Source organism: Oerskovia sp. NPDC057915 (genome assembly GCF_042887685.1).
GTDB lineage: Bacteria > Actinomycetota > Actinomycetes > Actinomycetales > Cellulomonadaceae > Oerskovia.
Window position 1 is genome coordinate 132177 of the sequence record NZ_JBHVOS010000001.1, and the last position, 14275, is coordinate 146451.

At 68.9% G+C, this 14275-nt stretch carries 14 protein-coding genes and 1 other RNA gene; 12 read left to right on the top strand and 3 right to left on the bottom strand.

What is annotated here, in order from left to right:
- Window positions 1-10: 10 nt before the first annotated feature.
- From ftsX to ssrA, 5 genes are all read left to right on the top strand, one after another.
- Entirely contained in the window at window positions 11-922 is a 912-nt protein-coding gene (ftsX, locus tag ACFVQ3_RS00610; protein WP_387633857.1) for a permease-like cell division protein FtsX, read from the top strand.
- A 1-nt stretch (window position 923) separates the two neighbouring features.
- Window positions 924-2294: a peptidoglycan DD-metalloendopeptidase family protein gene (locus ACFVQ3_RS00615; protein WP_387633859.1), complete on the top strand. Its 1371-nt coding sequence runs from the start codon at window positions 924-926 to the stop codon at window positions 2292-2294.
- Between the two features lie 117 nt (window positions 2295-2411).
- Window positions 2412-2882, top strand: coding sequence for an SsrA-binding protein SmpB (gene smpB, locus ACFVQ3_RS00620; RefSeq protein ID WP_030151535.1), 471 nt, complete (start codon window positions 2412-2414; stop codon window positions 2880-2882).
- 136 nt (window positions 2883-3018) lie between these two features.
- The gene (locus ACFVQ3_RS00625; RefSeq protein WP_387633861.1) at window positions 3019-3432 is read left to right on the top strand and encodes a hypothetical protein; all 414 of its coding nucleotides are present in this window, start codon (window positions 3019-3021) and stop codon (window positions 3430-3432) included.
- A 129-nt stretch (window positions 3433-3561) separates the two neighbouring features.
- Window positions 3562-3930: a transfer-messenger RNA gene (gene ssrA, locus ACFVQ3_RS00630) on the top strand.
- Between the two features lie 164 nt (window positions 3931-4094).
- Here ssrA and ACFVQ3_RS00635 read toward each other — a convergent pair.
- The 3 genes from ACFVQ3_RS00635 to ACFVQ3_RS00645 all read right to left on the bottom strand — a co-directional run bounded on the left by ACFVQ3_RS00635 (window position 4095) and on the right by ACFVQ3_RS00645 (window position 6712).
- Complete coding sequence (locus ACFVQ3_RS00635) at window positions 4095-4475, bottom strand: hypothetical protein (RefSeq protein ID WP_387633863.1); 381 nt, start codon at window positions 4473-4475, stop codon at window positions 4095-4097.
- Window positions 4468-5451 (bottom strand): DUF4349 domain-containing protein, encoded by a 984-nt coding sequence (locus ACFVQ3_RS00640; RefSeq protein ID WP_387633865.1) that lies wholly within the window; start codon window positions 5449-5451, stop codon window positions 4468-4470. The genes ACFVQ3_RS00635 and ACFVQ3_RS00640 overlap by 8 nt, the downstream gene beginning before the upstream one ends.
- Before the next feature lie 214 nt (window positions 5452-5665).
- Entirely contained in the window at window positions 5666-6712 is a 1047-nt protein-coding gene (locus ACFVQ3_RS00645; protein WP_387633867.1) for an LLM class flavin-dependent oxidoreductase, read from the bottom strand.
- A 58-nt stretch (window positions 6713-6770) separates the two neighbouring features.
- Between ACFVQ3_RS00645 and ACFVQ3_RS00650 the strand changes: the two genes are divergently transcribed.
- The 7 genes from ACFVQ3_RS00650 to nagB all read left to right on the top strand — a co-directional run bounded on the left by ACFVQ3_RS00650 (window position 6771) and on the right by nagB (window position 14243).
- Window positions 6771-7685, top strand: a complete 915-nt coding sequence (locus ACFVQ3_RS00650; RefSeq protein ID WP_387633869.1) for a PfkB family carbohydrate kinase — start codon at window positions 6771-6773, stop codon at window positions 7683-7685.
- A gap of 174 nt (window positions 7686-7859) precedes the next feature.
- On the top strand, window positions 7860-9020 hold the full coding sequence (locus tag ACFVQ3_RS00655) for an ROK family protein (RefSeq protein WP_387633871.1): 1161 nt from the start codon (window positions 7860-7862) through the stop codon (window positions 9018-9020).
- A gap of 134 nt (window positions 9021-9154) precedes the next feature.
- Entirely contained in the window at window positions 9155-10441 is a 1287-nt protein-coding gene (locus tag ACFVQ3_RS00660) for an extracellular solute-binding protein (protein WP_387633873.1), read from the top strand.
- 158 nt (window positions 10442-10599) lie between these two features.
- Window positions 10600-11553 (top strand): carbohydrate ABC transporter permease, encoded by a 954-nt coding sequence (locus ACFVQ3_RS00665; RefSeq protein ID WP_387633875.1) that lies wholly within the window; start codon window positions 10600-10602, stop codon window positions 11551-11553.
- Window positions 11550-12479 carry a carbohydrate ABC transporter permease gene (locus ACFVQ3_RS00670; protein ID WP_387633877.1) on the top strand — a complete coding sequence of 310 codons (930 nt, stop codon included), beginning with the start codon at window positions 11550-11552 and terminating at the stop codon, window positions 12477-12479. The genes ACFVQ3_RS00665 and ACFVQ3_RS00670 overlap by 4 nt, the downstream gene beginning before the upstream one ends.
- Before the next feature lie 10 nt (window positions 12480-12489).
- Window positions 12490-13461 (top strand): ROK family protein, encoded by a 972-nt coding sequence (locus tag ACFVQ3_RS00675; protein WP_387633879.1) that lies wholly within the window; start codon window positions 12490-12492, stop codon window positions 13459-13461.
- Window positions 13461-14243 (top strand): glucosamine-6-phosphate deaminase, encoded by a 783-nt coding sequence (nagB, locus tag ACFVQ3_RS00680; protein ID WP_387633881.1) that lies wholly within the window; start codon window positions 13461-13463, stop codon window positions 14241-14243. The genes ACFVQ3_RS00675 and nagB overlap by 1 nt, the downstream gene beginning before the upstream one ends.
- The last annotated feature ends 32 nt before the right edge of the window (window positions 14244-14275 follow it).

The window sequence follows — 14275 nt, forward strand, 5'->3', positions numbered from 1 at the left end:
GTGGTAGCAGGTGCGTGCCCAGTTCATCCTCGCCGAGATCGGTGCAGGACTTCGTCGCAACCTCGCGATGACCATCTCCGTCGTCCTCGTGACCTTCGTGTCCTTGACCTTCGTCGGTGCGTCCGCGCTCCTCCAGCTGCAGATCGACAAGCTCAAGGACGACTGGTACGACCGGGTTGAGGTCTCCGTCTTCCTGTGTCCCATCGACTCCCCGAACCCGACCTGCGCCGGTGGCGAGGCGTCACCCGAGCAGATCGAGTCGCTCGAGGACCTGTTCGGGAGCGAGCTCGGCGACGAGGTCCAGACCGTCTTCTTCGAGTCGAAGGAGGACGCCTTCGCGGCGTTCCAGGAGCGCTTCCCCGACGGGTACAACGGGACGCAGCTCACGGTCGACGACATGCAGGCCTCGTTCCGCCTCAAGCTCACGAACCCGGAGAACTACGAGGTCGTCAACGACGTCGTCACCGGGCGTCCCGGCGTCGAAGGCGTCGAGGACCAGCGTCGGATCTTCGACTCGCTCTTCCTGGCGCTCAACCGTGCCTCGCTCATGGCCGGCGGCCTCGCCGTGGTGATGATGCTCGCCGCGGTGCTCCTCATCACCACGACGATCCGCCTGTCGGCCATGAGTCGTCAGCGCGAGACCGAGATCATGAAGCTCGTCGGGGCGTCCAAGCTGTTCATCCAGCTGCCGTTCATCCTCGAGGGGGCGATCGCCGCGGTGGTCGGTGCGTTCCTCGCGGTCGGGGGCCTCTGGCTCGGGGTCAAGTACCTCGTGACGGACTGGCTCCAAGGCTCCGTGAGCTGGATCGCCTACATCTCCGAGTCGGACGTGCTGCGCATCGCGCCGCTCCTGCTTCTCATCGCATTCGTCCTGGCGGCCATCTCCTCGGTCGTCACGCTCAGCCGATACACGAGGGTGTGACATGTCCCAGCTGACCCGACGTCTCGCCGCGGGCGGAACCGCGCTGCTCCTTCTCCTGGGAACTGCTGTCGCCGCGACGGCCGACGACCTGGACGACAAGCGCGCGGCCGCCGAACGCCGCCAGAGCCAGACGCTCAAGGACCGCGAGGGGCTCGAGTCGGAGCTCGAGGGCACCGACGCGGAGCTCGCTCAGGCCATCCTCGACCTGCAGACCATCGAGGGGCGCCTCCCCGTGGCTCAGGCGGAGCTCGACACGGCGACGGCCGAGCTCGAGCGCACCCAGCGCGAGGCCGCGCAGCTCGAGGTGCGTCTGCAGGACGCGCAGGCCGAGGAAGAGGCCATCAGCCTGGACATCCAGGAGTCCGCGGGCAAGGCGAGCTCGGCGAAGTCCAGCATCGCCGAGATGGCGCGACAGGCGTACCGGGGGCAGGGGGAGGTCAGCGGGCTCGGCATCGTGACCGGGGCCCAGAGCACCGAGGACTTCATCGAGCAGTACGCGATGTCGACGACCGCGGCCCGCACGCAGGCGCGTGCCCTCACGGACCTCCAGGAGGCCGAGTCCATCGCGCGCAACCGGGAGGCTCGCCTGACCGCGATCCGCGAGACGATCGCGGACCTGAAGGTCCAGGCCGACGAGAACGTCGTCGCAGCCGACACCGCGCGTGCTGCGGCGGCCGACCGCAAGGCGGAGATCGAGGGGCTGATCGCCGAGCAGCAGGCGAAGCAGGCGACGATCGAGTCGCGCAAGGAGGCGGCCATCGCCCAGGTGGCGGCCAACGAGCAGGCGCAGGCGGCGCTCACGTCCGAGCTCCAGGGCATCATCGCCGCCCAGACCGAGCGTGACCGGAAGGCGGCCGAGGAAGCGGCCAAGCAGCCGCCGCCGGCCACGGGTGGCGGGTCCGGTGGCGGTGGCGGGTCCGGTGGCGGCTCCGGCGGTGGTGGTGGCGGTGGTGGCGGGGGTACCACGACGGGCAAGTTCCTGTCCTACCCGACCGCGGTCCCGCACATCACCTCCCGCTACGGGATGCGCCAGCACCCTGTGCTGCCGGACACGTACCGGCTGCACGCGGGCACCGACTTCCGCGCCTACTGCGGTACCCCGATCTACGCCGCGGCAGGTGGCACCGTCCTGTTCGCCCGGCCCTACGGCGGCCTCGGCAACCAGGTCATGATCAACCACGGCACGGTCAACGGGTCCAACCTCATGACGAGCTACAACCACCTGTCGAGGTTCGCAGTCCGTGCGGGCCAGAGCGTCTCGAAGGGCACCCTCGTCGGGTACTCGGGCACGACGGGCACCAGCCAGGCCTGCCACCTGCACTTCGAGGTGTACGTCAACGGCGGGACGGTCGACCCGGAGAGCATGCTCTGACGTAAAGACCTACGGGTAGCGGGTCGATCTCGCGTAACCTGGGACGTCGCGCCGCACGGCGCGGGTGGGTCCGTCCTGGGCGCACCACGGAGCTCGAGCAGATCGGAAGATGCCCTCATGGCGAAGGAGACTGGCCGCAAGATCATCGCCAGCAACCGCAAGGCCCGCCATGACTATCTGATCGTCGACGTGTTCGAGGCCGGGCTCGTCCTGAGCGGCACCGAGGTCAAGGCCCTGCGCCAGGGCCGGGCCTCGCTGCTCGACGGCTACGTGGCCGTCGACGGCGGCGAGGCCTGGCTCGAGAACGTGCACATCCAGGAGTACTCGCAGGGGACGTGGAACAACCACGCTCCCCGTCGCAAGCGCAAGCTGCTGCTGCACAAGGACGAGATCCTGCGACTCGAGGCGAAGTCCCGCGAGAAGGGCTACACGATCGTGCCGCTCTCGCTCTACTTCCTCGACGGCCGTGCGAAGGTCGAGATCGCGCTCGCGCAGGGCAAGCGGGAGTACGACAAGCGCCAGGCGCTGCGCGAGCAGCAGGACAACCGCGAGGCCCAGCGCGCGATGCGCCACCGGCAGAACCGGTGACCTGCGCGCGGGGGTGAGCGGCGCCGTCGTGCGTCGCCGACCCGGGCGTCGCGGCGCTCGGCGGGTGGACGTGCATCCGGCTGCCCGACGACGTAGCGTCGCAGGGTAGTCGTCGTCACCTTGCCGAGGAGGCCCCGTGGTCAAGCTCCGTCAGTACATCCCGCGCGTCGCAGCAGGCGCGTTCATCCTCAACTCCGGGCTCAACAAGCGCAGTGCCGACGAGGCGACGGCGCAAGGAGTCCACGGGATGGCCGCGGGGACGTTCCCGTTCCTCGAGGACCAGGACCCCGTGCAGTTCACCAAGGCGCTCTCCACGACCGAGATCGCGCTGGGCACGGCCCTGCTCGTGCCGTTCGTCCCGACCGGGGTGGTCGCCCTGGGGCTGGGCGCATTCTCCGCGGGCCTCGTGGCGATGTACCTCAAGACGCCGGGGATGACCGAGCAGGACGGGATCCGTCCGACCCCGCAGGGGATCGGTCTCGCCAAGGACGTCTTCCTCCTGGGGATCGCGGGCGGTCTGCTGGTCGACGCGCTGAGCCGCAAGAAGTAGCACCGGAAATACGTTCGCCCGCGGTGGTGTTGATCCCGTAGGCTGGTACCACTGACCCGGTGTCGAACCGGACGGACGCCACAGGCGGACGGACGGGGTGGTGCTCGGCCGGTGATTGACAACTGCACAGGGGGTGATCGGTTTCGACGGTGGTCGTGCTTCGAGGAGAAGCGGGCCGAGGATGCAGACTTATCTCGTAAACGACGTCTGCAAACCAATAGGTGCCGATTCCAAGCGCACCGACTTCGCACTCGCCGCCTGAGCGAGTCTTCGAAGTCCGTCAGCCCGGGGTTGCTCTCGCCCCGGTTCCTGGCGTCAGCTAGAGAGCCACTGCTTACGACGTTCGTCATCGGCGGCGTAGGGACTCTTAGATGACTGAGCCCGTCAGCACCTTGTCTGTGTGAGTGCTGGGGCTGAGAAAATCAACAGCAGACTGCGCCCGGAGAAGTCCTGGATTTGCGCCACCGGACCGGGGTTCGATTCCCCGCACCTCCACTACGTCGCCCTCGGGCGACACACCAGTTGTCACGACGAAGGGCCGCCCCACGGGGCGGCCCTTCGTCGTTCCCCGGCCGTGCTGGACGATCGCCGGCGGCACGAACGGCCGGTGGCGAGCACCTCCTAGGACGAGGTCCTCGGCCGCGGCCCGCCGTGTCGGGCGGTCACGACCATCCGTTCGCCTGCCAGGCCGAGGCCGCCTCGTCCCCGTCGAGCCACTCGATGCGGAGCGTGCGGTCGGCGAGCTCGAGGCGGCCGGCCTCCCAGGCGTCGATCTCCCGACCGCGGAGGCTCGCGACGTGCCGGTCCTGGTCGTCGCTGAAGGCGTCGGTGCATTCGGGGTCGTCGAGGTGGACACGCCACTGCAGGCGCTCCTCGGGGTTGACGTAGGTCGGGAAGGAGTGCGGGCCGACGGTCTCCCAGTGCGTGCAGACCCGGGTCACGAGGTGCCCGACCGGGGTTGCGCCGTCGTACAGGCGACCGACGCGTCGCCGATAGGTCTCCAGACGCTGCTCGTGCTGCTCGACCGCCGACGGCTCAGCCACGGCGACCACCCGTTCCCACGAGGTGGGTGCGCTCGTCGCTGCCGCCCCCTCCGCCGCCCCCGTCCCCGCCGCCGCCGTCGGACGAGGGGTCCTCGTCGGGTCCGGCGAGCGGGGCAGCGCCCGGGCGCCTCGCCTTCAGGGCCTTCAGAGCGGCACGCACGACGAGCAGCACCAGCGCGGCGGCCACGAGCCAGGGCAGCAGCGCGCCGGCGGTGACGACGAGCGCGTTGAGCGCGACGAGCAGCGCACCCCAGCCGGCAGCGAGCCCACCGAGGAAGCCTGCCGGCCGGATCGTCACCTCGGGAGCCTGGGAGAGGACCTGGATCGTGAGGGTGGACATGTCGACCCGGTCGGTGAGCGACGAACGCTGCGACTGGAGGCTCTCGAGCTCCGCCTGTCGTGCCGTGAGCTCCTTCTCGGCTGCCAGCAGGTCGGCCGTCGTGGCCGCCTCGGCCATGAGCGCCTGGAGGCGGGCGACCGAGGTGCCGAGCGCCTGGATGCGCGCGTCCAGGTCGATCGCCGTCGAGGTCACGTCCTGGGCATCGAGGGAGACGTCCTGGACCTCGCCGATCCCGTCCAGGGCGTCGACGGTCACCGTGACCTTGTCGGCGGGGACGCGGACCGTGAGGCTGCCGTAGGCCTGGTCGTCCTCGCCCGTGTGCTCGGCGCGACTCTCGACACGGCCACCGGCGGTCTCGACGAGCTCGCTGATGGCCTGGACCGCCGCCCGCGGGTCGGGGGCCACGACGGTGAGGTCGCCCGTGGTGATGACCTCGCGGTCCTCGTCGGGGACCGACGCGCCGACCTGGAGCCCGGACCCGCCGTCGGTGGTGTCCTGCGCGACGCTCTGCTGGCTGACCGCTCCGGCGGCGTCGGACGCCCCGGTGTCGCGGTCCGCGGCGGAGCACCCCGCGAGCAGGAGGCTGCCGAGGAGGGCGACCGTGATGATCGACGGCGTGCGGGGCGAGGTGCGCATGCGACGACACTAGGTGCGGGTTCGCCCGGAGGGCGGTGGTTCGGGTGGATCGTGACCGTGTTGTGAACTCCCCGTCATCGCACCGAGACACGCCGTCGTGCGCGGGTGTGCCGCTCACGGTGCGGGCGTCGTCGTGGCCGCGACCTGCGGGAACGCTTCCATGCGCGAGGACCCGCCCTGTGCGCCCGTCGGGCGCAGGGCGGACCTCATCGGCCTAGCCGAGCGCCTCGCGGACGCGCGGTGCGACCTCGGTGCCCAGCAGCTCGATCGCTCGCAGCGACTCCTTCTGGGGGACTCCCGACAGGTCCATCTGGAAGATCTGGCGGTCGTGGCCGAGCGCCCCGTGCAGATCGACGATGCGCTCCGCGACCTCCTCAGGAGCACCGATGAAGTAGGCCCCGCCGCGTGCTGCCGTGGCCTCGTAGGAGATGCGGTTCGGCATGGGGAAGCCGCGCTCCGCCGAGATCTTCTTCATGTTCTGCAGGTAGTACGGATAGAAGAAGTCACGCGCCTGCTTGCCGTCGTCCGCGAGGAACCCCATGGTGGACACCGACACCTCGAGCGCGGCGGCGTCGTGCCCGGACTGGGTCGCGGCGCGACGGTACAGGTCGACCAGCGGGGCGAACTGTGCCGGCTTGCCGCCGATGATGGCGTAGTTCACCGGGAGGCCGAGGACGCCCGCACGCACCGAGGACTGCGGGTTGCCGCCGGTGGCGATCGCGATGTCGAGGTGCTCGCCGCGCCCGGGCTTGTCGAACGGCCGAGGCAGGATCGTCGCGTCCTCGAGCGGAGGTCGGAACTTGCCCGACCATGTCACGGGACCCCCCTCGTCGAGCAGGCGCAGCAGGACGATCTTCTCGTCGTAGAGCGCGTCGTAGTCGTCGAGGTCCGCGCCGAAGAGGGGGTAGGACTCGATGAAGGAGCCGCGGCCGGCGAGCAGCTCCACGCGCCCGCCCGAGTACTGGTCCATCGTCGCAAACTGCTGGTAGACGCGCACCGGGTCCTCGGTGGACAGGACCGTGACGGCGCTCCCGACCGTGATCCGCTCGGTCTGGGCGAGTGCCGCGGCGATCATCGTGGAGGGGGAGGAGATCGCGTAGTCGGGCCGGTGGTGCTCGCCGATGCCCGCGTAGTCGAGCCCGACCTCGTCCGCGAGGCGGATCCGCTCCAGCACGTCGCGCAGACGGTGGGACACCGGCATCTGCTCGCCGGTCGTGGGGTCGGGGGCGTTGTCGCCGAAGGTGTAGAAGCCAAGTCGCATGTAGATGCAAACGTATGGAGGTGGGGGATATTCCCTGCTCCATGGGCGAGGATGAGGCGTGCTGATCTGCTGCGGGCTCACGACGTTGGACATCACCCAGGTGGTGCACGCTCTGCCTGGTCCCGACGAGAAGGTCGTCGCGACGTCACAGCGCGCGACGTTCGGGGGACCCGCGGCGAACGCCGCCGCGACGGCCGCAGCACTCGGGGTCCCCGTGCGCCTCGTCACCGCCGTCGGCACCGGGATGCTCGCCGAGGTGGTGCGCGCCGACGTGGTCGCGGCCGGGGTCGAGCTGATCGACGTGACCGCGGACGGGCACGCCTCCCCCTCCCCAGGTGACGAGACGAGGGGGCCCGCGGTCTCGACCGTCCTGGTGACAGCCGGGACGGGCGAGCGTGCCGTCGTCAGCACGAACGCCACGGACCGTCCGGTCGCCGCGGGGGACGCGCGCGCGGTGAGCAGGGTCCTCGAACCGGTGCGGCAGGGGGGCGCCCGAGGACAGGAGCGCGACGTGCTGCTCCTCGACGGGCACCACCCGTGCCTCGCGCACGCTCTCGCGGCGCGAGCGCGCGAGCTGGGCGTCCTCGTGGTGCTCGACGGCGGCTCATGGAAGGACGGCACCGCGGAGCTGGTCGCCCTGTGCGACGCGGTCGTGCTCTCGGCGGACTTCAGGATGCCCGGCAGGGACGTCGGCCGCGTGCTCGAGGACGTCGCGGCCCTGGGTCCGGGCTTCGTCGCTCGCTCCCGCGGGGGTGCTCCTGTCGAGGTGCTCGACGGCGGGGTCCGCTCCGACCTTCCAGTGCCGGTGGCAGACGGCGTGGTCGACACCCTGGGGGCGGGAGACGTGCTGCACGGTGCGTTCGCCGCGGAGGTGGCCCGAGGGTTGTCATGGGGGCGCGCCCTGCGGGAGGCGGTGGCCGTCGCGAGCCGGTCCGTGGCCTACGAAGGCGCGAGGGGCTGGATCGGGCGATGAGGCCCGCGAGGCCTGCCGGGCCGGTCGGAACGGCGGCTTCCTGCGGCTCTCGTGTGGTCTGACCTCGGGGTGACCCGGAGGGGAATCGCAGCGGCCCGAACGAAGTACAACGGTTTGGTCTCGACGGCTCGAGCAGGTTGACATGCGCTTAGTAAAGGAGGTCTACTAACAAACATGACAACGGCAGTCACGCGAAGCGCAGTCACCCGGAGAGGTCTGAGCACAGGTCTCAGGCCCACCTCCAAGGTGCTCCCCGAGCACGCTCGCGCGCACAACCGTTCGCTCGTCCTGCAGCACCTCTTCCACGAAGGGCCGACCTCCCGTGCGGACCTGGCTCGGGCCACCTCGCTGACGAGGGTCACCATCTCCGACCTGGTCTCGGTGCTCATCGCCGAGGGGCTCGTCGAAGAGCTGGGCATCCGCCCCGGCCAGCGTGTCGGCAAGCCCGCCATCCTCATCGGGATGCGCACGAGCGCCTACCAGATCGTCTCCGTCGACCTCACGGACGACGCCCTCATGCGTGGTGCCGTGATGTCCCTGACGGGCGACTTCGTGGTGCGCCAGAGCCTGCCGATCGAGGGACGCGCCGGTACCGAGCTCGTCGACCTCCTGACGCGCTTCTGCCGTGGGCTCATCGCCGTGGCGACCCGCCCGGTGCTCGGGGTGGGCATCGGCTCACCGGGTGTCGTCGACAGCGAGGGGCGGATCGTCGAGGCGCCGAACCGCCGCTGGTACGACGTGCCGCTCGCGGAGCAGCTCAGCGAGAGCCTGGCGCTGCCCGTGCACGTCGCGAACGACGCGAACATCGCGGCGCTCGGCGAGTTCACGTTCGGCGGTGCGGACGGCACGGGCCTCATGGTCCTCACCGTGGGCGAGGGGGTCGGTGCGGGCATCATGCTCGACGGGTCCCGCGTGCGCGGCGCCGCCGACGCGGCGGGCGAGCTGGGCCACGTCACCGTCGTCGACGACGGGCTGCCCTGCGCCTGCGGGCGGTCGGGGTGCCTCGAGACCATTCTCTCGGTGCCGGCTCTGCGCCGTGCCGTGGAGGGGCTCGACAAGGAATCTTCCGATGCCGTCCTGGCATCGGTCGGCAGGCTCCTGGGCATCGCCCTGGCGCCTGTTGTGTCAGCGCTCAACCTCGGCGAGATCCTCATCAGCGGTCCGGCGGACCTGCTCGACGGTCCTCTGCGCGATGCAGCGATCGACACCATCAACGCTCGAACCATGCCGGCCATCAACTCCGGCCTCGAGCTCCGGATGGCTTCTCTCGACGAGGACGTCGTCCTCGCCGGAGCCGCCGTCCTCATCCTGTCCGGCCAGCTGGGCGTCTCATGAGCGCTGCTCGTGAGCTCCCGTCGGGCTGAACCGGTCCTGCAGTAATCCCAGTAGCAGTACCGCAGAACCTCCCGTATCACCTCAGGTGGTGTCATCGACGCCGCCACTTCGAATTACCGAGAGGAAGTACCCCAGTGAAGAGGAACCGCCTCGTCGCCACCACGGTGGCTTCGACGATCACCCTGGCGCTTGCGCTGACCGCTTGTGGCTCCGGCGACTCCGGATCCGGCTCTGGCGAGTCCGCTGACGGCAAGGGCGACATCCGCGTCTGGCTCGTCGGCACGGACACGCCCAAGGAAGCGCGCGAGTACCTGAAGACGACGTTCGAGGCCGAGAACGAGGGCTCGACGCTCACCATCGAGGAGCAGTCCTGGACCGGTCTCGTCGACAAGCTGACGACGTCGCTCGCCAGCTCTGACAGCCCCGACGTCGTCGAGGTCGGCAACACGCAGGCTGCCGCCTTCACCTCGGCCGGCTTCTTCACCGACCTGACGGACAAGTACGAGGCGCTGGGCGGCGACGACCTGCTCAAGGGCTTCGTCGAGGCGGGTAGCTACGACGACAAGTTCTACGCTGCCCCCTACTACTCCGGTGCACGCGCGGTGTTCTACTCGCAGCAGATCGTCGGCGACGGCTTCGTCGCCCCCGAGACGCTCGACGACTACGTCGCCCAGGGCAAGGCCCTCACGACGGACACCCGCTCGGGCATCTACTGGCCCGGCCAGGACTGGTACAACGGTCTCCCCTACATCTGGGAGAACGGTGGCTTCATCGCCGAGAAGAAGGGCGACAAGTGGGAGGCCGGCTTCTCCTCCGAGGGCGGCATCAAGGGCCTCGAGCAGATCCAGGACGTCATGCTGACGGCCTCGAAGGCTCCGAAGGACGGCCAGGAGACCGACCAGCAGATCCCCTTCTGCGCGGGCGAGATCGGCTTCCTCTCGGCTCCGACGTGGGTCCAGTGGTCGATCAAGGCTGAGGAGACCGCCGAGGCACCGGGCTGCGCCACGACCTACGGCTCCGACCTGCACGCCTTCGCCCTGCCGGGCAAGGAGGCCGGCAAGGCTGCTCAGGTCATGGCCGGTGGCTCGAACATCGCCATCGCGTCGAAGTCGAAGAACCAGGAGCTCGCCCTCAGCGCGCTCGAGATCATGCTGAGCGACGGCTACCAGGAGATCATGGCCACCAACGGCCTGATCCCGGCCAAGGTCTCGCAGGCCAAGTTCCTTCCGGACGACGAGATCACGCAGGCTGGTGCGGAGGCAGCAGCGGCCGCCAAGCTGACGCCGGCATCGCCCAAGTGGGCCGACGTCGAGGCCAAGCGCTACCTCCAGGACGCTTTCGTCCAGCTCGCGCAGGGTGGCGACGTCAAGGCGATCGCGACGAAGCTCGACGAGCAGATCGAGTCGACGCTGAACAGCTGACCCTCGGGTGACCCTCTCGTGAGGGAGGGTCACCGCCCAGGTGCCGCAGGGGTGGGAGTTCCGCGGAGCTCCCACCCCTCGGCATGACTGGAACCCTCGCACCACCTGCACTCGCACGGTCCTGCTCGAACCGTGCAACCCCTCGACGGAGTGAGAAAATGAGCTCATCCACCCTCGAGTCGTCCTCAGCGGTCGAGCTGAAGGACACTCTCAAGCCCCCGAAGAAGCCGTCGGCCAAGCTGCCTTGGCTGCTGCTGGCTCCCAGCCTCCTGGTCCTGGCCATCATGGTCGGCTACCCGCTGGTCAACCTCTTCATCATGTCGTTCCAGAAGTACGAGCGCGCCCAGCTCATGGGAGTCCCCGCGGAATGGGTGGGCTTCCAGAACTACACGGACACGCTGACCGACCCGGTGTTCTGGACGGTCCTCGCGCGCAGCTTCGCCTTCATGGTCGTCTGTGTCTTCCTGACCATGGCGATCGGCATCCTGCTCGCCCTGCTCATGATGCGCCTCAACAAGTTCTTCCGCCTGCTCGTGTCGGTCGGTCTGCTGCTGGCCTGGGCGATGCCCGCCCTCGCGGCCGTCATCGTGTGGGGCTGGATCTTCGACACGCAGTACGGCATCGTCAACAACGTCCTGACGAAGATCACCGGTGACAACTGGATGGGCCACTCGTGGCTGATCAACCCGCTGATGTTCTACATCGTGGCGATGCTCGTGATCGTCTGGCAGAGCGTCCCCTTCGTCGCGTTCACGATGTACGCGGGCCTGACGCAGGTCCCCGGCGAGGTTCTCGAGGCGGCATCGCTCGACGGCGCGACGCCGGCGCAGCGCTTCCGTCTGATCATGGTGCCGTACGTGCGGAGCATCATCGTCGTCCTCATCATCCTGTCGATCATCTGGGACCTGCGCGTCTTCACCCAGATCTTCGTGCTCCAAGGCATCGGCGGTATCGCCGAGAAGACCAACACCATCGGCGTGTACATCTACCAGATGGGTATGGCCCAGGGGCACTACGGCGCCGCTAGCGCGATCGCCGTCATCCTGGTGTTCATCATGATGGGGATCTCGTACTACTACGTGCGCCAGACCGTCAAGGAGGAACAGCTGTGAGCACCCTCAACCCGACCGTCGCGGGGACCGCCACGACGGCTCCCCGGTCCTCGGGGAGCGGCCCGCGCAAGACTCGCGAGGGTCAGCGCAAGAAGGTCTCGAACATCGTCTACAGCGTGATCGCCGTGGTCGTGTTCGCCTGCTCCGCCTTCCCGGTCTACTGGATGATCAACTCGTCGTTCCTGCCGACGAACCTCATCCGCAACAAGGACCTGACGTTCTTCCCCGGTGCGTCGTTCACGTGGAAGAACTACGAGGACGCGATCTTCAACCAGGAGCGCGCGCCCTTCCTGCCCGCGCTCGGCAACTCGGTCATGGTCACGTTCTTCGTCCTGATCGTGTCGATGGTCCTGGCCTTCATGGCTTCCCTCGCGGTGACCCGGTTCAACTTCAAGGGTCGCAAGGCGTTCATCATCGCGATCCTCGCGGTCCAGATGATCCCGGGCGAAGCCATGATGATCTCGATCTTCCGCATCGTCGACGGCTGGCAGCTCCTCAACTCCATCATCGGGCTCGGCATCGTCTACCTCTCGGGTGTGCTGCCCTTCACGATCTGGACGTTGCGCGGATTCGTCGCGGGAGTCCCTGCCGAGCTCGAGGAGGCCGCCATGATCGACGGCTGCTCGCGCTCCAAGGCCTTCTGGCGGATCACCTTCCCGCTCCTGGCTCCAGGCCTCGTGGCAACCGGTGTCTTCGCGTTCATCCAGGCGTGGAACGAGTTCGTGATGGCGCTGATCATCATGACGCGTCCCGAGTCGATGACTCTCCCGCTCTGGCTGCGAACCTTCCAGCAGGCGACCCAGGCGACGAACTGGGGCGGGCTGATGGCAGGGTCGGTGCTCATCGCGATCCCGGTCGTCATCTTCTTCCTGATCGTCCAGGGGCGCATGACCGGTGGCCTCGTCTCAGGTGCGGTGAAGGGCTGACGTGAGTGAGGTGAGCACGGCTGCCTCGTCGCTCGACGAGGCAGCCGCACTGCCCGGCGGTCATTCGGTGGGTCTGGACGTCGGTGGGACCAAGGTCCTCGGCGTCCTGCTCGGACCGGACGGCTCGATCGAGGGGTCGGTCAAACTGCCGACCGTTCGAGGCCCGCAGGGCGTGGTCTCCAGTGCTGCTCGAGCGGTCCGTTCCCTGACGGACGCGGCGGGCCTCGAGCCCGCCGCGCTCGCGGGGCTCGGCCTCGGGGTACCGGGGCTCGTCGACCCGCAGAGCGGGTCCGTGATGCACGCGGTGAACCTGGGGATCGAGGGGGAGCCGTTCGCGCTCGCCCACGAGCTGTCGTCGCTCTTCGGGGGGATCCCGGTCGACGTCGACAACGACCTGAACGTCGCGGCGCTCGGCGCTTCGCACGCGATGGGAGCCGACGGCCAGGACCTGGCCTTCCTCGCCCTGGGTACAGGGCTTGCGGCAGGCATCGTGCTCGGAGGTCGGCTCCGGCGTGGTGTCAGCGGGGCAGCGGGGGAGATCGGACACATCCCGATCAACCCCGACGGCCCGCTGTGCGCGTGCGGACAGCGTGGTTGTGTCGAGACCTACGCCTCGGGCACCGCGCTCAGCGCCCGCTGGCCCTCGCAGTTCGGTCGCCCGGCACCGCTCGAGCTCTTCGAGGCGGCTGCCGCCGGAAACCCCGAAGCCCTCAGGATCAAGGGCGAGTTCGCTGCCGCGGTGGCGAGCGCAGTCCGTATCCTCGAGCTGACGGTCGACGTCCGGCACGTCGTCCTCGGAGGTGGCGTGACCGGTCTCGGTCAGCCTCTCCTCGACGCCGTGCAGGAGGCCCTGGTCGCCCAGGCGAGCACGTCGCCGTTCTTGTCCTCGCTGGAGCTGGAGAAGCGTGTCTCCCTGGCTCCCAGCGATGTGCCCGTTGCCGCGGTGGGAGCAGCCATCGCCGGCCGTAGGAAGGTGTCCTGATGGAAGTTGTGATTGCGCCCGCCGATCAGCTCGCGGTGCTCGCCGCCGAGGCGATCGACAAGCTGCTTCGTGCCAAGCCGACCTCGGTGATCGGTCTGGCGACCGGTTCGAGCCCCCTCAAGGTGTACGACGAGCTGGCTCGGCGCCACACCTCGGAGGGGCTGTCCTTCGCCCAGGCGAAGGCCTTCATGCTCGACGAGTACGTCGGGATCGCGGAGGACCACCCGGAGCGCTACCGCAACGTCATCGAGAAGGAGATCGCCTCGCGCGTCGACTTCGCACCGGACGCCGTGCAGGGACCTGACGGGAACGCCGAGGACCTCGTCGCGGCGTGCGCCGACTACGAGCGCAAGATCGTCGACGCCGGCGGTGTCGACCTGCAGATCCTGGGGATCGGCACGGACGGGCACATCGCGTTCAACGAGCCGGGTTCGTCGCTCGCATCGCGCACGCGCATCAAGACGCTGACCGCGCAGACCCGTGAGGACAACGCTCGCTTCTTCGGCGACGACCTCGCGCAGGTTCCGCAGCACTGCCTCACCCAGGGCCTGGCGACCATCATGTCGGCCAAGCACCTCGTGCTCCTCGCCTCGGGCAAGGGCAAGGCGGAAGCCGTCCACCAGCTCGTCGAGGGCCCGGTCTCCGCGATGTGGCCCGCGACGGTCATGCAGATGCACCCGCACGCGACCGTCCTGGTGGACGACGCCGCGGCCTCACGTCTCCAGCTCGGCGACTACTACCGCCAGACGTTCCTCTCGAAGCCGGAGTGGCAGGGTCTCTGACCGCACCACCTCGGCGGGCCGTGCAGGCCCGA